Source organism: Methyloversatilis sp., assembly GCF_965284615.1.
GTDB lineage: Bacteria > Pseudomonadota > Gammaproteobacteria > Burkholderiales > Rhodocyclaceae > Methyloversatilis.
The window spans coordinates 2,907,500-2,924,590 of record NZ_OZ260098.1; the positions used below are offsets into that span (position 1 = coordinate 2,907,500).

Consider the following 17,091-nt stretch of genomic DNA (forward strand, 5'->3'; position numbering starts at 1 on the left):
TTCAGGCTGCTAGGTACTGCGCGTCCGCCAACGCCTGGCGCACGCCAATGACCGCACGAGCATCCAGCGCCTGCGCCCTCGCCTGCCCCGCGCAAAGCGCACCGCGGAAACCGAGATAGTCCGGGGCGAGTCGCGCCAACGATGCGATATGACCAACCCGCAACGAACCCGCCAGCCCGCACAGCAGCCCGCGCGCTCGGGCGCGCCCGACGAAGGCGGCGAGCCAGTCGCTGCCGGCGACATCCGGCAGGCTGTGGCCGGTCTTCAGCGCGGTATCGACCATGACGCCGTCGAAACCGGCATCGGCAACCGCATCGACCAGATCCAGCGGCGGTGCGAGATCGGCGAACATGACCGCGATGCGCCGCGTTCCCGCCAGCGGCGCCAGACCACCGAAGCAGGCGCGCACAGCCGCGTAGTCGCGACCGCCCTGCTGCCAGTCCGCAGGGAACAGGCCCGCCTTGACGTAATCGATGCCGGTGGCGGCGATGCTCTCCATCGCGGCCTGCACGGCCTGCGCATCCGGTTGGATATTGCCGGCGGTGGCGCTGGTGAGCACACGTCCGGCGACGAAGGCGACGACGTCGCGGATCACCGCCGGCGGCAGCGCGCCGAGCGCGCCGTCGGCCGGCTGCTTCAGGTCTATCAGGTTGACCCCGGCGTCGAACACGATGCGCGCCTCGTCGAGGTCGCGCACGCTGGCCAGCATGCGGATCACGCCTGCGCTCCGGCGCGGTGCGCGTCGATGCGTTCGACCAGCCAGCCCCAGGCTTCGAGTTCGGCCGGGCCGGCGGTCTTGTCGATGGCGATCTTGAGGTAAGCCAGTTCGGCGTCGATTTTCTCGATCGGCAGCATGTGCAGCCGACTCACCAGGATGGCCGCCTCGATCACCGCCGACCGCGCGCGGTTGAAACCGGGGAAGGTGCCGTGACTCTCTTCGTGCACGGTGCGGCAGAACAGGCGCGGCCGCACCGCGTCCTCCTCGACCTCGACCAGTTCGAGCTCGCGGTGAGCCAGCGTATTCACGAGGCGGGCGCAGCCTATCTTCTCGGCCGCCTGAACCGGCCAGTCGCGGCGACCGGTCAGCGCACCGGCGAACACGCGCACGTCATCGGTGAAGTTCACCACTGCGATGCGCGTGGCGAGCACATTGTCCAGCGTGCCCGAGGGACGGAAGGGCGCGAGCACGGTCAGCCCGCGTTCCTCGCGCACGCCCAGCGGCGTGATGTGGGTGCGGCCCTGCACATCCACGGTGGTCAGTATGGTTTCCCAGATCATGCTTGGTCCTGTGTGTCGTCGGCCGGCGGCGGCGCGTCCGTCTGCCTGCGCTTCATCTTGCGCTGCAGCGTGGTGCCGGGCGCGCAGTGCGCCATCAGATCCTGCTCCTTCTTCTCGACCGCGGCGCCCCACTGCAGTTCTTCGTCCTGCGCGTAACGGCGGCCGAGCTGCCAGGCGATCTGCGCGCGTGCCAGTTCGACGCCGAGGTAGAACGCGTGCCCGCCGTCCTCGGCGACATTCAGCCCGGGGTAGAGCGCGAACGGATCGGTATGCACCTGCAGGCCGTCGCGGTTGTAGATGTGTATGCCCTGCTCGCTCACCTGGATGCGGAAGTTCGGGTCGCGCACGGTGGCGGCGATCTCGGCGATCTCCTGCGGTGTGTCGGGAAAGGGGCGGCGCTGATGCGTGGTCATCAGGTCGTCGGAATAGTCGCGCGGCAGCGCGTTGTCCTCGCGCGCGGCGAACATGACGCGCCGTGCGATGTCGGCTTCCTTCACTGCGCGACGCGCGTGCGGACTCACTTCGGTCGCCAGCACGGCACCGATGCGCAGCTCGGAAATGATGCCGAACAGCAGCGCATTGATGCCGCTGGTATCGGCGTCGGTCAGTTCGGTCAGGTTGCCCACGCCCATCATCATCGGCACCTGGGGGTGCGAGCGTCGCAGTTCGTGATAGCGCACGATGGACGCCGTGAAACCGAAGTGGATGGGCTCGACGATGGGGTCGGCGTAAAAGGGCAGTCCGCGCGCCGTCATGATGTCCACCGCTTCGCGCAGCGAATCGAGGTCGCCCGGCGTATCCGGAATCAGCACCGGAATGGCATCGACCTCGTCGGCCACCCACAACGTGCTCTTCTTCAGGCTCAGCAGATAGTCGGCACCCGCGTAGGCGCCGCGCAGCAGGTCGTCGGTGTTGAGCGAGTCGATGCTGACCTGGAAGCCCTCGGCCTTCAGCGCACGGATGCAGTCCTCCATGTGCGGGAAGGGTGTGTCCGGCAGGCAACCGATGTCGATCACGTCAGCGCCGTCGCGGCGGTAGCGGCGCGCGGTGGCGAGCACGGTGTCAACGTTGACCTGCGGTGCATCGACGATTTCGGCAAAGATGAGCACGTCGTGCTGCGTCAGCTCGCGCTTCTTCGCCTTGCGGCCGAAGTGCTGCGGCAGGTCCTTCACCTCGTCCGGGCCGCGCTGCACCGGAAGGCCGAAGTGCTGCGACAGCGCGTCGAGATCACCGCGGCAGCGGCCGGGCACGATGATGCGGTCAGCATCGACCGGCGCCGGCACGCGGCGGCGGATCAGCTCGGCCGTCATCAGCCCGGCCACGTTGATGCCGACGTCGAGCACGCGCGCCTCGAAGGGCAGCGGCTGCATGTCATCGAGGATGCGCTGCAGACTCTTCAGCGCCAGATGCCCGGTCAGGAAGAGGATGCGTTCGGCGCGGACGTCTTGTTCAGCCATGCCGGAGTTCGTCGCTCATCGGATCGTCGATCGCGCGATCAACGACCGACGGCCGCAAGTCTCTGCCTGAGCGCACTCTGCAGTTCCTCAACGCTCTTCACCACGGTGACGCCTTCGAAACCGGCCAGGCGCCCGGTGTGCTCGAGGTCGATCGAGCGCGGGTACAGCGTCACCCATTCGCTCGGCGATTCGGTGATCACCACCGGCTCGTTGTCGCAGGCGAACACGATGATGGGAATGCGCAGCTTGCCGGCCTGGGCGAAGATGTTGGTGACCAGCGTGTCGGAGATGCCGAGCGCGCATTTGGCCACGGTGTTCGAGGTGGCCGGGGCGATCACCACCGTGTGGTACTGCCCCTGGTAGAACAGCCCGACCGGCGCCGCGCTCGCCGTGCTGTCACGGAAGATGCGGTAGCGCTTCTTCATGTCGGCCAGCGGGTAACCGTACATGTTCAGCACCTCCTCGCCGGCGCGCGACATGAAGAGGTCGATGCGGTCGAGCGTGTCGGCGAACTCCAGCGACTCCTTCAGGAAGTGGCCGGAACCGGTCAGCCCCCAGGCGATGCGTGCATCGGGCAAGACCTCGGCTTCGTCCGGGATGTCGTTCAGGCGAGGATCAGTAGCCATCGCCGGCCTGCGTGTCGGTGTCGATGTCCAGACGTTTCATCTTCCGGTAGACGGTGTTGCGGCTGACGCCGAGTTCGCGCGCCAGTCCGGCAATGTTCCAGCGGTGGCGGCGCAGCTCCGACAGCAGCGCGTCGCGCTCCGCCGACTGCAGCGGATTGAGGTTGCTCGGCGCGGCATGCACCTGCTCGGCACCGCTGGCATCGGCCGGATGCGCGGCCGTCGCGACCGGCGGCATCGGTTCCGGCGCATCCATCAGTTCCGGCGGCATGTCGCGCAGCGTGATTTCCGGACCGTCGCACAACGCGACCAGCGTACGCAGCACGTAGCGCATCTGGCGGATGTTGCCCGGCCAGCGGAAGCGGTCCAGCACCTGCATGGCCGCCTGACCCAGCCGTATCGGCGGGTGCCGGCCGGCGCTTTCCTCGGTCAGGCAGCGCTCGATCAGCGCACGGCGGTCGGTGCGGTCGCGCAGCGCCGGCAGCGTCACTTCCATGCCGCGCAGCCGGTAGTAGAGGTCCTCGCGGAAGCTGCCCTCGCGCACCATGGCGCGCAGGTCGCGGTGCGTCGCGCACACCAGCTGCAGATCGACCGGCACCGCGTTCTCGCCGCCCAGCGGCGTCACCTTGCGCTCTTCGAGCACCCGCAGCAGACGGGCCTGCAGTTGCAGCGGCATGTCGCCGATCTCGTCGAGGAAGAGCGTGCCGCCGTCCGCCTGCAGCACCTTGCCGCGACGGCCGTCGCGGTTGGCACCGGTGAATGCGCCCTGCTTGTAGCCGAACAGTTCGGATTCGATCAGCGCTTCCGGCAGCGACGCACAGTTGATGGCGACGAAGGGCCCGCGCGCACGCTGGCTCGACGCGTGGAAGGCACGCGCGAACACTTCCTTGCCGGTGCCGGTTTCGCCGGAAATGAGCAGCGGAATGTCGCGATCGAGAATGCGCATCGCGCTGTGCACGTTGCCGGCCATGCGCAGGTCGCCGAGGTCGAGTTCGGCCAGCGCCTGCGCGGCCGACGCCGAATCGGTGCCGCGGGTGCCGGCCTGGGCGCGGTTGCGCGCCGGCTGCTGCGCCAGCAAGTGCCAGGTCTGGTGCTGCGGCATCGACAGCGTGAGCGGATGGAAGCCGGAACGGAAGGTGCGCGACAGCAGTTCCGGCAGCGACTGGCCGAAGAATTCGGTCACTTCGCGCCCGAGCAGCGCCTCGCCCTCCGGCGACAGCAGTTCGAAGGCGGTGTGGTTGGCTTCGATCACCTCGCCTTCCGGCGTCAGCGCCAGCATGCCGTCCACCGCGGTCAGCACGCGTCCGGCATGGGCGTGGAAGCGGATGATGTAGTCGGTGGCGTGGCGCGCGCGGAAAGCGCGGTGCTCGATCACGCGGGCCGAGCGCTCGACCAGGGCGCGCAGCGCCCGGGCACCGCCCGGCGCCAGCGAGCAGACCGCGAGCACCGCGGCGACTTCGCCAACGCCGTCGTAGATCGGGGCAGCGGCGCACACCATGTCGGTATGGCGGGCGAAGAAATGTTCCTCACGCGAAATGACCAGAGAATGGCGTTCGGTCAGTACGGTGCCGATGCCGTTGGTGCCCTGGATGTCCTCGCTCCAGCGCGCGCCCTCGACCAGCCCGCGCAGCGACGCTTCGCGCGCGAAACCTGGATGGCGCACGATGCTGACGATGACGCCTTCGGCATCGGCCAGCACCAGCGCGGAATTGGGATCGTCGAGCTGGCGGTGCAGCGTCTGCATCTCCGGCACCGCGCTGTCCATCACCTCGCCCAGCTTGTCGCCGCGCTCGCGCCAGGCCTGCGGCGCCAGCGGCGGCGGCGCGTCTTCGGCGGCGGGATCGAGGCCCAGTTCATGGAAGCAGCGCAGCCACGAACGGGCCACCAGTTCATGGCCGGACGGGCGCTGCGGGCGGCTGATGATGGCGTGCACCGAACGGACGTGTTCAGCCACCTGATTGGATGACACCATGTATTCGAACCTTGGGAACCGGTAGCGGCGGACGCGGGAAAAAGCGCTCAATGGTACCACCCGCCCCGGAACACCCGCCAGCCAAGGCCGGGCGGAGGACGTGTGCGGCCTGTGCCCATTCTGGCGCGCCGGTGTCGCGAAAGACGGGCACTGTGCTCCGCAGCCCGATATGTGCAGCGGCCGTGTGGTATCGGCGCATTGTGCAGGCGGTGATGCCTTGGCAGCGAGTTGGCTTCCGACGGTGACCTGAGCCGAAGCCGCGTCGCGGCCAAGGCCGCTCCCACTGGGGAGGTGCCCGACCTGCCGCCAGCGCCAGGGCCGGAGTTCTGTGGGAGGGGTCTTCTGACCCCGACGCCGCCTGAATCGAGGCAGGCGGACAGCGACGGCCGCATCGCGGCCATGGCCGCTCCCAAAGGTCAGTCGTAGATCTCGGTCAACATCGCCCCGGGGTCGGCGCCCGAGGCCAGCAGGTGGGCCACCGCCAGTCGCTGCTTGCGGAACACCGCCCAGTACAGCGCATTGAAGCCGGCCCGGTCCGGGAGATTGGGGTCGAAGCCGGCGGCCAGCAACTGGTCGAGCACGCGTACATGACCCAGCGAGGCGGCCAGCGACAGGGCGTGCCGGCCCAGTTCGCGCTCATAGACCAGCCAATCCGGGCGCGCACGCACGAGTTCGGCCACCACCTCGGCGCGATCCAGCATCACGGCGTCTATCAGCGGCACGTGCCCGTTCGCGCTCTTCGCGTTGACGTCGGCACCGGCGCGCAACAGCAGCGCGACGACCTTGTGATGGCCGGCCAGTGCGGCGGCGCCGAGCGGGGTGAAACCCGACGCGCCCTTGCGGTTGACATGTGCGCCGGCGGCCAGCAGTGCGCGCACCGTTTCGGTCTCGCCGGCAGCGGCGGCACGCGCCAGCACGCTGTCGCCCCACACGTCGCGCACATTCGGTGCGGCGCCCGACTTGAGCAGCCGATTCACGGCCGCCCAGTCGCCACGGCGGGCCGCCGACAGCATCGCGTAATCGGCGCTGCGGTAGTCGCGCGGGCCGGCGTCGTCGCCGGTGCGACGCATGTCGGCGTACTCGATCGGTGTGGTGGGCATCGCCGCGCGCGGGCGCGCAGGTTCGGCGATCACGCCCTGCCACTCCGGCGGCAACTCCTGTGCGCCCACGGCGCCGGCACATGCCAGCAGCACGCAGGCCGCGATCTTCCGTGCATTCATCATGTTTCTCCTGCCAGATCCCGGCCGGCTTCGTGCGCGCGCAGCGCCGCCAGCCGCGCCACGGCCTGCGCGCGATTGGTCACGTCGAGCTTGCGCAGGATCTTCTGGATATGGTTCTTCACGGTGAGCGGGCTGATGTCGAGGATCTGCCCGATTTCATGGTTGGTCTTGCCCTCGCGTACCCAGTCGAGCACCTGCAGTTCGCGCGCGCTCAGCGTCAGCGGCGAGCTGTAGCGGCCGTTCGCGCGCTCGGCGCCCTCGCGCCGCTCGAATTCGGTGATGCGCAGCAGCGCCAAGTGCAGATTGGGCATCAGCAGTTCGATGCGGCGGGCGTCCTGATCGGTCGGCGCATCGGGCATGCCGAGCAGCGCGAAGAAGGTCAACTGCTCGCCGCGCGCCTCGCGGCAACCGTGCGCCAGCGCGTGCTGCAGCCCGAGTGTGCGCAGCGCGGCGGCACCGCTGCGGCCGCGCACGCCACCGCCGTAGGCGAGCGGCTCGCGCGCGCCGGCGCGCCAGTCGTCGAGCAGGCGCGCCATCAGCCCGGAGGCCGGATCGATCAGTCTCGACTCGTATTCGGGTGACAGTACCGAGCGCGAGAACACCGAAGCGCGGTAGTCGCCGCGCTCGATGTCGCCACAGGCGCAGAGCAGCGTTTCGTGCGGCAGAAAGGTCTGCAGCGAACCCTGCGCCCACAGAAAGAACTGGAAGCGCTTGACGACCCGGATCGAGGTTTCGATCGTAAACAGCAATAGCTGCACGTCGATCTGATCCTGCGCGAGCGGATCTGTCATGTAGAAACCGGGATGGAAGCAGCCTTGTGGCCGTCGTTCGAATGAAGCCTGTCCGATGCCGCAACAGACGCGCCGGCGGTTGCAACACTTTGCAACAACCGGCGCGGATTCTTGCAGCCGAATGTTTCAGCGGGGTGACGACGGCACCGGCGTGCGCGGCAGCGGCATCTGCACCTCCTGTTCGTGACGCCAGCGCCGTGCCATCAGCGCGGCAAGAATTTCGCTCCAGCGGCTGAATACGAAGAAGTGTCCCTCGCCGGCCAGCAGCCGCACGCTGGCCTGCGGAAACAGGAAGGCGAGCCGACTGGCGCAGTCGGCCGGTACGATGGCGTCGTCGCAGCCCTGCACGATCTCGACGGTGCCCGGATAGTTCTGCAGCGTGAGTTGCCAGTCGGAGGCGGCAATCGCCAGATCGCGGACGATGGCGGCCGCGCCCTGGCGGGCGGCGCTCGGCAGATCGTCGAAGAACATGTCGTGGATATCCGCGCGCGCCAGTTCCGCGCGGTCGGCCTCGCCGACCAGCCGGCACATCGCAGACAGGTAGGTCCTGGGCCACAGTGCGGCGACGACGGCCAGCGGCTCGATCAGCAGCCTGGCAAGGCGGGGGGTGCGCACCGCGAGGCGGACCATCACCGCTTCGAAAGGATGCAGTTTGAGCGCATCCGCCGAGGCGCCGTACCCGGGCGCCACGCCGCTGACCAGCACCAGTCGCGACACCCGCTCACCGAACTCCGCCACCAGCGCGCAGGCGAATGGCGCGCCGCCGGACACGCCGCCGACCGCGAAGTCGCCCAGCTTCAGGTGATCGACCAGCGCGCCGACGTCCTGCCGCCATTGCGCCAGACCCCAGCCGGGCGCGCCATCGGACAGGCCGTAGCCGGCACGGTCGGGCACGATGAGGCGCGCGTGCCGCTCGCTGGTGAGCGCATCGAAGGGCGGCACCTGACGGCGCGACCCCGGAACGCCGTGACACAGGATGACCGGATAGCCGAACGGATCACCGTACTCGGCCCAGGCCAGTCGCCGCCGATCCGGCAGAAGCATGCTGCGCTCGTCCACGCAGGCTCCATGACATGAAGATTGACACGGGCAGTCTGCGCGCGGCGTATTTCAGCTTCGGGACAATGCAGTACAAAAAAGAACCCGCCTTGCGGCGGGCCCAGGACAACGAACGAGCGAAGCGGATCAGTTCTGGTCGAGACTGCCCATCGCGCGCGGGAAGGTGACGACGCCCCAGGGCAGCTTCTTGTCCTCGATCTTGCCGGTGACTTCGAGCTTCTCCGCATCGATGATCACCACTGCATCCGAACGGCCGCAGGCCACGAGAATCTGCTTCTCGTCCGGCGTGAAGGTGAAGTGCCAGCAGCGCTCGGCGTTCAGCGGAACGTCCTTGATCTTGGCGAAGGTCTTCGCGTCGTACACCTCAAGCGCCTTGGCCCGGGCGGTGGCGACAAACAGGCGTTCGCCCTTGCTGTCGAAGGCGACACCGTAGGGCGTCTGGCCGGTGGCGACCGTCTTGACCGGGTTCAGCTTGTCGTCGAGCACCAGGAAGTTGTTGCCGAACTCCAGCGTCGCGATGAAGGTCTTGCCGTCCGGCGACAGCTTGATGCCGCGCGGACGGGCACCGTGCTTCTCGACGTTGACCTTCTTCAGCAGCTTGCCGGTCTTGATGTCGTGCAGCGTCAGCGTGTTGTCGGCCTCGTTGGTCACCACCAGACGCTTGCCGTCGGCGGTGAATTCGATGCCTTCAGTTTCCGGACCGCCAACGATGTTGCGGATCACCTTGCCCTTCTTCAGGTCGATCACCGCGACCTTGGCCGGTTCCTTGTCATCGTCGTCATCGTCGTCGTGACCGTGGCCGCCTTCCTTGCCGCCAGCCTTCTTGTCGTCATCCTTCTTTTCCGCGCCCGGCTTGGGCGGCGGGCCCAGCTTCGATGTCGGCTCGAAGGATACGAAGGCCATGTTGCCGCGCACCCGTACGAATTCCGGGTTCTTGCCTATCTTGACGCGCTTGGTCACCTTGCCGCTGGCGGTGTCGATCAGTGCGATGTCGCCGGTTTCGCGCACGGCAACCACCAGCGTCTTGCCGTCGTCGGTGACGCCCAGGCCGCGCGGCACCTTGCCGCCCACCTCGTATTCGCCGGTGACCTCCATCTTCGCCAGATCGATGATGGAAATGCCGCCGTCCTGGTTGCTCACGTAGGCGGTGCCGGCAGCCTGCACCAGACCTGCACCCGCCATCATCGAGAACAGCGCAGCCGGAATCAGGCCGCGCATCGCGGATTTGAGCTTCATGGGGAATCCTCCGTCGTTTTCTTGTCGTGTGCCGAACCGGCAGCGTCGCGCAGTATAGAGAGCGGAATGCGCCATCAGGTTCAGGATTTCCGCGAATCGGTCACGGCCGCAGCACGGGAAATCCTCCCTCACAAGGTGTCGCAGGCGCCCGATCCGGACAAGGGAAAACATCCCGGCCGCCTGCAACGGTAGAATGCCGGGTTTTACGCAATTCGGCCGGTACCTACCATGGAAGCAGAACGCCTCAACGCCATCGCCAATCACCTGACCGACCTGCAATCGCGGGCCGGCGAACTGCGGAGGTATCTTTGACTACGATGCCAAGGCATCGCGGCTCGAAGAAGTAGAACGCGCACTCGAGGACCCGACGGTCTGGAACGACGCCGCGCGCGCGCAGGAACTGGGCAAGGAAAAGCACGGACTGGAAGCGGTCGTGCGCACGCTGGAATCGATCGACGCCCGCCTGGCCGACACCCGTGACCTGTTCGAACTCGCCCGCGAAGAAGCGGACGAGGACACCGTGGTCGCCATCGAAGCGGACAAGGAAAAGATCGAAGCCGACGTCGCTGGCCTCGAATTCCGCCGCATGTTCAACAACCCGCAGGACCCGAGCAACTGCTTCCTGGAAATCCAGGCCGGTGCCGGCGGCACCGAAGCGCAGGACTGGGCGTCGATGCTGCTGCGCATGTACGTGAAGTACTGCGAGCGCAAGGGTTTCGGCGTCGAGGTACTGGAAGAGTCCGAAGGCGAAGTCGCCGGCATCAAGAGCGCCACGCTGAAGATCAGCGCCGAATACGCCTACGGCACGCTGCGCACCGAAACCGGCATCCACCGGCTGGTGCGCAAGAGCCCCTTCGATTCCGGTGCGCGTCGCCACACCAGCTTTTCCAGCGTGTTCGTGTACCCGGAAGTCGATGACTCGATCGAGGTCAACATCAACCCCGCCGACCTGCGCGTCAACACCTTCCGCGCCTCCGGCGCCGGCGGTCAGCACATCAACAAGACCGATTCGGCCATCCGCATCACGCACGTGCCGACCGGCATCGTCGTGCAGTGCCAGAACGACCGCTCGCAGCACAAGAACCGTGCCGAAGCGATGGCCATGCTGAAGTCGCGGCTGTACGAAGCCGAACTGCGCAAGCGCCAGGCGGCACAGCAGGCGCTCGAAGACACCAAGAGCGACATCGGCTGGGGTCATCAGATCCGCTCCTACGTGCTCGACCAGAGCCGCATCAAGGACCTGCGCACCAATCACGAAGTCGGCAACACGCAGGCCGTGCTCGACGGCGACCTCGACGGCTTCATCCAGGCCAGCCTGAAACAGGGCGTCTGACGGTGCGTTTCCTGCTGCGCGCCGTGATGTTCGGCGTCGCGCTGAGCGTCGCCGCCCTGTTGCTTGCACTGTGGGCGGCGCTCGACAGCGCACCGTCGATCACCGACGCGCAGGCGGTCATCTCCGCCCGCTCGGCCGACCGAGCCGCCAAGCGGCTGGGCGAACTCGACCCGCGCCGGCTGCGCGACGGCGAGCGCCGCAGCATCGTGCTGGCGACCGACGAAGTGCAGGCCCTGCTGCAGATCGCGGCGAAGCGGCTGCCGGACACGCGGGCGCAGGCGGTCAGCGTCAACGGGCAGATGAATCTGCGTACCGCCACCGCACTACCCGGCACCCTCTGGCTCAATATCGACGCGCCCGTCGTCATCGCCGACGGCGAGCCGCGGCTGGACGGACTGCAGATCGGCAGTCTGTCGCTACCAGCCCCGATCGCGCGCACCGCCTTCGCAGCCGCCCTGCCCTGGCTGCTGCGCCAGTTCGGCTATGGCGGCGATCCGGCCCTGCTGTCCGAGGTCGTGCGCGGCGCACGGATTTCGCGCGATGGGCTGCGCATCGACTACGCACTGAGCAGGCAGGTGGCTGCCGAGGGCATGCGCGCGCTGCTGCCAGCCGGCGAAGCTGAGCGGCTGGCCGCCTATCACGCCGAGTTGCGCACCGCCGTACTCGCGCTGCGCGAAGGCGGCGCAGCGCGCGACGCCGACAGCCTGCCGCCGGTGCTGCAGCGACTGTTCGCACTGGCACAGACGCGCGGCGGCGACACGGTCGCCGAACAACGCTCGGCCCTGCTCGCACTGGCGCTGCACGTGAATGGCCGCTCGCCTGCCCTGCTGATACCGGCCGCCGCCGACTGGCCACCGGTTCCGCGCCAGGTGCTGACGCTGCACGGACGTGAGGACCTGACGCAGCACTTCGTCGGTTCCGCACTGATTGCCGCCCACGCCGGCGCTCAGTGGGCGAACGCGATCGGCCTGTCGAAGGAAATACGCGACGCGCGCGGCGGCAGCGGTTTTTCCTTCACCGATCTGCTGGCCGACCGTGCCGGCACCCGTCTCGGCGAACGCATCGCCGCCGGCGACGACGCAGTGAGCCGCATACTCGGCGGCGATCCGGCGACCGAAGACCTGTTGCCGTCGATCGCGGGCCTTGCTGAATTCATGCCGGAAGCGGCATTCCAGCGTCGTTTCGGTGGCGTCGGCGCGCCCGCCTACAACGCGGTGCTGGCCGACATCGACGCGCGCATCGCCGCACTGGAGCTGTACAAGTGAGCATCGACAACGCTGCCGGCTTCACCGACTTCCTCGCCCCCGGCGTCGATGCCGACGAAGTGCCCGAACTGGACCGACTGCTGCGCGCGCGTCCGATGCTGGCCGCCTTCACCACGCTGTTCCACGGCTCGGAAGCCGAGGTGCTGATGCGCGTGATGGTGCTGGGCGAGATCGGCCGCACCGCTGACATGCCGCGCTGGTCGCCAGACGCGCTGCGTGCCCGCTTCGCCTTCATCGATCCGGTCAAGCTCGAAACGGTGCTGCGCCGGCTGCGCGACCACGCGCTGCTGCTGATCGCCGATGGCCAGTACCTGCTGTCCGACGTCGGCCGCAATGCCTGCGCCGCACTCACCATGCTGCTCGAACTGTCGGGCGACGAGGACGTCGAGCTGGGCTTCCTGACCGCCCAGCTCGCGGGTCTGCAGGCGGTCGATGGCGATACCGGCGAAGCGCTGCAGCAGTTGCTGGGCAAGCTGAACGACCTCACGCTGCACTTCGAGGACGCCATCGCCTCCGGCTCCGAATTCCGCATCCTGTCGGCGCGCCGCCGGCTCGCCGCCAACGCGCGCTGGCTGGATCGCGGCACGCTGCTGCTGCGTGAACTGCTGGCCGACGAGGACATCCCGTTCGAGCGCGCCAGTCTGGCGCAGCGCATCGGTCTGGCGCAGTCGCGGCTGGCGCGGGTCGATGCCTCCTTCCAGCGCGCGCTGAACAAGATCGAGTCGCAGCGCGTGACGCTGGGCGGCTCCGGCATCTCGTCGTCCGACGTGGCCAGCTGGCTGCGCGGGCTGGATGCGGCCGCACTGGCCGGTCTGTGCGCCGACGCGCTGACGCCCTGCCCCGATCTCACGCTGCTGGCCGGCGGCCACGAACTGCTGGACCGTGCCGAGCCGGCCGCCGCCAACGAACCGGTGCCGGAAGCCGGCACCTCCGCGCTGCCGGCGCCGGACGAAGCGCCGGTCGCACCGGCGCCGCAGATGGAAGACCTGCGCCTGCTCGAACTGTTCGGCCAGCGCATCGAACGCCTCAGCGCGCCGTCGTCGCTTGCCGACGTGGTGCCCGGCGGCAGCTTCGCCCAGGCTTCCTACCGCATGTCGCTGCTGGCGCTGCTGCGCGACAGCGACGCCGACGGCATGCGCGAAGCCGGCGAGGGCCCGATCGCCGACTTCCTGCGCATGCCGGTGGACGTGCGCTTCAGCGAAGACATCCAGCCGGTCAACGACGAGAACGTCGCCGCCATCACGGTCGGCGAAGTCGCGCCGCGGATGACGAATCAACCCTGACCCGACGCGAGTGACGATGGAAACAGAACTGCGCACCCTCACCGCCCGCCTGCTGGCGCACCGCTCGATCCCGCGTTCCGACGTGCTGGCGCGGCGCGCGCTGGTCAACGACAGCTTCCGCCACGCGCTGGACAACCGGCTGGCCACAGTCGGCCTGCAGTTGCTCGACAACCCCTATGCCGCGCACATCGCGGTCGGTCTGTCCGAAGACATGCGCGAACCGGTGTTCGGCCAGGGCCGCGAGTACGCGGCGTCCAACGTCGGTCTGACGCGCGATGAACTGGCCTGGCTGATGGTGATCTGGGCGCTCATCGTGCTGCCCAAGCGCGAGCGCCAGGTGAACCGCCGCAGCCTGCACGACGACGGCCAGGACGACATGTTCGGCGCCGAAACGCCGGTCGAGCACGGCGAGGCGGTATCGGGCGCGCTGTCCGAAGCGTCTCTGGCGGCCGACTTCGGCAACCGCCTCGGTGGCAAGACCAAGCTCAATTTCGCACTGGGCAAGCTGGCCCGCCTCGGCTTCATCGAGCGGCGCGGCGGCCAGGTGCTCGAAGGCCCGCTGCTCGACGTGCTGCTCGACTACCGCATCCTGGCCGACCGCGTCATCCACGGCACGCTGGCCGACGTACTGGCCGAAGCCGGCCATCGCCTGCCCGCCGCCAACGCTTTCGAACTGGCGCAGGACGCGCAGGCCGACGAGGACGGCGAAGAATGATGACGCCGACCCCGTTCCGACGCCCCCTTCACTCGCGCTGACGATCCACGACCATGTTCCACATCAAGCAACTCGAACTGGTGCACTGGGATTTCTGGCGGCGCTTCACGCTGCCGCTCGACGCCCAGATCATCACCATCGTCGGTCCCAATGGCTCCGGCAAGACCACGCTGCTCGACGCGCTGCGCACGCTGTTCGCGCTGCGCTGTTCCGGCAAGCGCGACTTCCGCCGCTACGTCCGTCGCGCCGACCGCGACTTCGCCTGGATACGCGCGGTGGTCGCCAATGTGCCGGGCGGCACCGGCAAGCGGCCCTTCTTCCCCTGCATCCACGACGAAGTGACGCTGGCCTGCCGCATCAAGCGCGCCGGCGGCGACTGGACGCGCGACTACGCCATCGTCAACGGCAATGTGGCGATCGAACAGCTGGAAGCCGGCAGCGACTGGGCCGGCCTGCGCGACTACCAGAACCGCCTCGCCTGGGGCGGCCTGACACCGGCCATCGCCAAGGTGCTGTCGCTCGAACAGGGCGACACCGACAAGCTGTGCGAGTACTCGCCGCGTGCCCTGCTCGACCTCGTGTTCGACGTGTTCGGCGACAAGGAGGTGCTGGACAACTACCAGGCCGCGCGCGAGGAGCAGAAGAGCGCCGAGCGCGAACTGGAAAGCATCGGCCTCGACCTCGACCGCCTGCGCACCCAGGCCGAAGCCAAGCGCATGGAAGCCGACAACTACCTCGAATGGAAGCAGCATTCGGACGAGGCGCACGCGCTGGAGGCCGAAATCGTGCCGCGGCTGGAAGTGGCCGAACTGAGCCGCGACATCGAGGGCGAGCGCAGCGGTCTGACGCGGCTGCGCGAAGACCTGCGCAGGCTGCGCGTCGAGCACGATGCCGTGTCGGCGCGGCTGGAATCGGTGAAGGGCGAGCGCGACACCGCGAAGTCGGCGCTGGATGCCGCACGCGCTGCCGAGAAGGCCACCGAGACCGAACAGCTGGCGGCGCATGACGCGCTGCGCGACATCGAGCGCCTGCTCGATGAGGAGCGCAAGCTGCGCGAACGCGTCGCCAGCGAGCATGGCGCCGACGCGCTGGCGCTGGAAGCCGAGCACGCCGAGGCGGAATCGACCGCCGCCCGGTTGGCCGCCGACGAACGTGCCCTGGTGCTGCGCTTCGAGGAAAAGACCGAGGCGCTGCGCGCCGCACGTGAACGCCGCGGCGCACCGAGCGACCGCGAAGTGAGTGAATTCCGCGCTGGGCTGGACGAAGCCGGCATCGCGCACAGCGCGCTGTCCGACGTGGTCGAGGTGACCGACACCGCCTGGCAGGCGGCGCTCGAAGCGGTGCTGCGGCCCTACCGCCACCTCATCCTGCTGGAGCGCGAGGACGACCGCCACGCCGCCTGGGCGCTGGGCGAACGCGCGCGCTTCCGCCACTTCATCGTCGCCGAACGCGAAACCGCGGCCGCGCCGCGTGCCGGTTCGCTGGCCGAAGTGGTGCGCTTCGCCGCGCCGGTACCGCGCTGGCTGTGCGACCTGCTGAACCGCATGCAGCGCGTCAACGATGCCGAAGCGGCACGCACTCTGCCGCGCGACGACGAGTGGATCACCCGCGACGGCTATCACAAGGAACGCCGCGGCGCCCGCCACCTCGGCCGGCCCGCCGAATTCCACTTCGGCGAACTGGCGCGCCAGGCGCGCATCGCCCAGCTTGGCGCCGACATCGCCGCGCTCGACAACCAGCGGCGCGAACTGAGTCCGCAGCTCGACGCCGCGCGCGAACGGCTGAAGGCGCTGCGCGCCCGTCTGCTCGGTCTGCAGTCGGCCACGCTGCTGGCCGAACGCAGCGCCGAATTCGCCGCCGTCGCGCAGGCACAGCCGGCCGCACGCGAACGCAGCGCAGCCGCCGAAGCGGCACGCGATGCCGCCCGCCGCGAGGTCGAAAGGCTGAACGAAAACCTGCGCGGCATCGAGGTCGAATCCGACCGCCGCCGCCGCGAGATCGACGACACCGGTCGCCGCCTGCGCGAGCTGACGCAGGAGTCGGCACCGCGCCGCAACGAACAGGCGCGCCGCCTGCTGCAGCTGCGCGCGCGTCGTCGCGGCATGCCGGCGCACTGGCTGGACCCGCAGGAACTGGCACAGCTGGCCGAACGTTACGGCGACGCCCGCGCGGCACGGCGCGAGCTGGGCCGCCTGCGCGAGCTGCTGGCACGCGGTGACTGGATCACCGACCCGTCGGCGCTCACCTTGCGCGAGCGCCTGCGTGACGACCTCGCCAAGCGTGAGCAGGACTACGCTGCCCGCCAGGGTTACTGCGCCACCGCGCGCCGCCTGACCGACGACGCGCGCTCGGCCTACATCGCCAAGCTGCGCGCCACGGTGCGCCAGTACGCAAAGAACCTGCGCGCCCTCGGCGACCTGGCCGGCGTCGGCGTCGACTGCCCGACGCCGCATCTGGACAACGACGACCTGTCGCTGGCCCAGGCCGGGCTCGACGTGAGCTTCGACTTCGACCGCAAGGGCGCGGTCGGCCTCAACGACGGCGAAGCGTCCGGCGGCCAGCAGGTGATGAAGTCGCTCATCCTGCTGATCGCGCTGCTGATGGACGACACCCGACCGGGCGGCTTCGTGTTCATCGACGAACCCTTCGCCCACCTCGACGTCGCCAACATCGACCGCGTCGGCCGCTTCCTCGGCGCCACGCGGGCGCAGTACCTGATCACCACACCGGTCACCCACAACGCCAACGTGTTCGCGCCGGCCCAGCTCACGCTGGTCACCAGCAAGAAGGCGCCGGGCGAAGGCTGGGCACCGCCGATCGGTGTGCTGAAGCGGGCGAAATAGCGCGTCGCTGAGCTTC

Annotated in this window: 14 protein-coding genes; 5 read left to right on the forward strand and 9 right to left on the reverse strand. The window is 68.6% G+C overall.

Going from position 1 to position 17,091, the window contains the following annotated elements; all coding sequences use genetic code 11:
- Nucleotide 1: 1 nt before the first annotated feature.
- The 9 genes from ACQ66H_RS13860 to ACQ66H_RS13900 all read right to left on the reverse strand — a co-directional run bounded on the left by ACQ66H_RS13860 (nt 2) and on the right by ACQ66H_RS13900 (nt 9,636).
- The gene (locus ACQ66H_RS13860; protein WP_430435639.1) at nt 2–709 is read right to left on the reverse strand and encodes a (5-formylfuran-3-yl)methyl phosphate synthase; all 708 of its coding nucleotides are present in this window, start codon (nt 707–709) and stop codon (nt 2–4) included.
- A 5-nt stretch (nt 710–714) separates the two neighbouring features.
- The gene (locus ACQ66H_RS13865; protein WP_430434505.1) at nt 715–1,278 is read right to left on the reverse strand and encodes a DUF447 domain-containing protein; all 564 of its coding nucleotides are present in this window, start codon (nt 1,276–1,278) and stop codon (nt 715–717) included.
- The gene (locus ACQ66H_RS13870; protein ID WP_430434506.1) at nt 1,275–2,735 is read right to left on the reverse strand and encodes a DUF6513 domain-containing protein; all 1,461 of its coding nucleotides are present in this window, start codon (nt 2,733–2,735) and stop codon (nt 1,275–1,277) included. Before ACQ66H_RS13870 ends, ACQ66H_RS13865 begins: the two co-directional genes overlap by 4 nt.
- A gap of 38 nt (nt 2,736–2,773) precedes the next feature.
- Nucleotides 2,774–3,361 (reverse strand): flavoprotein, encoded by a 588-nt coding sequence (locus tag ACQ66H_RS13875; protein WP_019917657.1) that lies wholly within the window; start codon nt 3,359–3,361, stop codon nt 2,774–2,776.
- On the reverse strand, nt 3,351–5,330 hold the full coding sequence (locus ACQ66H_RS13880; RefSeq protein WP_430434507.1) for a sigma-54-dependent Fis family transcriptional regulator: 1,980 nt from the start codon (nt 5,328–5,330) through the stop codon (nt 3,351–3,353). Before ACQ66H_RS13880 ends, ACQ66H_RS13875 begins: the two co-directional genes overlap by 11 nt.
- Nucleotides 5,331–5,746: 416 nt before the next feature.
- Nucleotides 5,747–6,550 carry an ankyrin repeat domain-containing protein gene (locus ACQ66H_RS13885; protein ID WP_430434508.1) on the reverse strand — a complete coding sequence of 268 codons (804 nt, stop codon included), beginning with the start codon at nt 6,548–6,550 and terminating at the stop codon, nt 5,747–5,749.
- Nucleotides 6,550–7,341 (reverse strand): XrtB/PEP-CTERM-associated transcriptional regulator EpsA, encoded by a 792-nt coding sequence (gene epsA, locus ACQ66H_RS13890; protein ID WP_430434509.1) that lies wholly within the window; start codon nt 7,339–7,341, stop codon nt 6,550–6,552. Before epsA ends, ACQ66H_RS13885 begins: the two co-directional genes overlap by 1 nt.
- A 126-nt stretch (nt 7,342–7,467) precedes the next feature.
- Nucleotides 7,468–8,385 (reverse strand): alpha/beta fold hydrolase, encoded by a 918-nt coding sequence (locus ACQ66H_RS13895; protein WP_430434510.1) that lies wholly within the window; start codon nt 8,383–8,385, stop codon nt 7,468–7,470.
- A 141-nt stretch (nt 8,386–8,526) separates the two neighbouring features.
- The gene (locus ACQ66H_RS13900; protein WP_430434511.1) at nt 8,527–9,636 is read right to left on the reverse strand and encodes a hypothetical protein; all 1,110 of its coding nucleotides are present in this window, start codon (nt 9,634–9,636) and stop codon (nt 8,527–8,529) included.
- 228 nt (nt 9,637–9,864) lie between these two features.
- Here ACQ66H_RS13900 and prfB point away from each other — a divergent pair.
- The 5 genes from prfB (at nt 9,865) to ACQ66H_RS13925 (ending at nt 17,075) form a co-directional block, all read left to right on the forward strand.
- Nucleotides 9,865–10,969 (forward strand): peptide chain release factor 2 gene (gene prfB, locus ACQ66H_RS13905; protein ID WP_430434512.1). Its coding sequence is split into 2 segments (ribosomal slippage): nt 9,865–9,945 and nt 9,947–10,969, totalling 1,104 coding nucleotides; the frame shifts between segments, so codons are not numbered across the junction.
- 2 nt (nt 10,970–10,971) lie between these two features.
- Nucleotides 10,972–12,234, forward strand: coding sequence for a hypothetical protein (locus tag ACQ66H_RS13910; RefSeq protein WP_430434513.1), 1,263 nt, complete (start codon nt 10,972–10,974; stop codon nt 12,232–12,234).
- Entirely contained in the window at nt 12,231–13,517 is a 1,287-nt protein-coding gene (locus ACQ66H_RS13915) for a hypothetical protein (RefSeq protein WP_430434514.1), read from the forward strand. The genes ACQ66H_RS13910 and ACQ66H_RS13915 overlap by 4 nt, the downstream gene beginning before the upstream one ends.
- Before the next feature lie 16 nt (nt 13,518–13,533).
- Nucleotides 13,534–14,232 carry a hypothetical protein gene (locus tag ACQ66H_RS13920; RefSeq protein WP_430434515.1) on the forward strand — a complete coding sequence of 233 codons (699 nt, stop codon included), beginning with the start codon at nt 13,534–13,536 and terminating at the stop codon, nt 14,230–14,232.
- A gap of 53 nt (nt 14,233–14,285) precedes the next feature.
- Nucleotides 14,286–17,075, forward strand: coding sequence for an AAA family ATPase (locus ACQ66H_RS13925; protein ID WP_430434516.1), 2,790 nt, complete (start codon nt 14,286–14,288; stop codon nt 17,073–17,075).
- Nucleotides 17,076–17,091 lie beyond the last annotated feature (16 nt).

Coding starts and splice junctions, on each gene's coding strand:
- ACQ66H_RS13880 (WP_430434507.1), bottom strand. CDS start 5,330: ATGGTGTCATCCAATCAGGTGGCTGAACACGTCCGTTCGGTGCACGCC.
- ACQ66H_RS13900 (WP_430434511.1), bottom strand. CDS start 9,636: ATGAAGCTCAAATCCGCGATGCGCGGCCTGATTCCGGCTGCGCTGTTC.
- epsA (WP_430434509.1), bottom strand. CDS start 7,341: ATGACAGATCCGCTCGCGCAGGATCAGATCGACGTGCAGCTATTGCTG.
- ACQ66H_RS13920 (WP_430434515.1), top strand. CDS start 13,534: ATGGAAACAGAACTGCGCACCCTCACCGCCCGCCTGCTGGCGCACCGC.
- ACQ66H_RS13865 (WP_430434505.1), bottom strand. CDS start 1,278: ATGATCTGGGAAACCATACTGACCACCGTGGATGTGCAGGGCCGCACC.
- ACQ66H_RS13895 (WP_430434510.1), bottom strand. CDS start 8,385: ATGCTTCTGCCGGATCGGCGGCGACTGGCCTGGGCCGAGTACGGTGAT.
- ACQ66H_RS13860 (WP_430435639.1), bottom strand. CDS start 709: ATGCTGGCCAGCGTGCGCGACCTCGACGAGGCGCGCATCGTGTTCGAC.
- ACQ66H_RS13885 (WP_430434508.1), bottom strand. CDS start 6,550: ATGAATGCACGGAAGATCGCGGCCTGCGTGCTGCTGGCATGTGCCGGC.
- ACQ66H_RS13870 (WP_430434506.1), bottom strand. CDS start 2,735: ATGGCTGAACAAGACGTCCGCGCCGAACGCATCCTCTTCCTGACCGGG.
- ACQ66H_RS13875 (WP_019917657.1), bottom strand. CDS start 3,361: ATGGCTACTGATCCTCGCCTGAACGACATCCCGGACGAAGCCGAGGTC.
- ACQ66H_RS13925 (WP_430434516.1), top strand. CDS start 14,286: ATGTTCCACATCAAGCAACTCGAACTGGTGCACTGGGATTTCTGGCGG.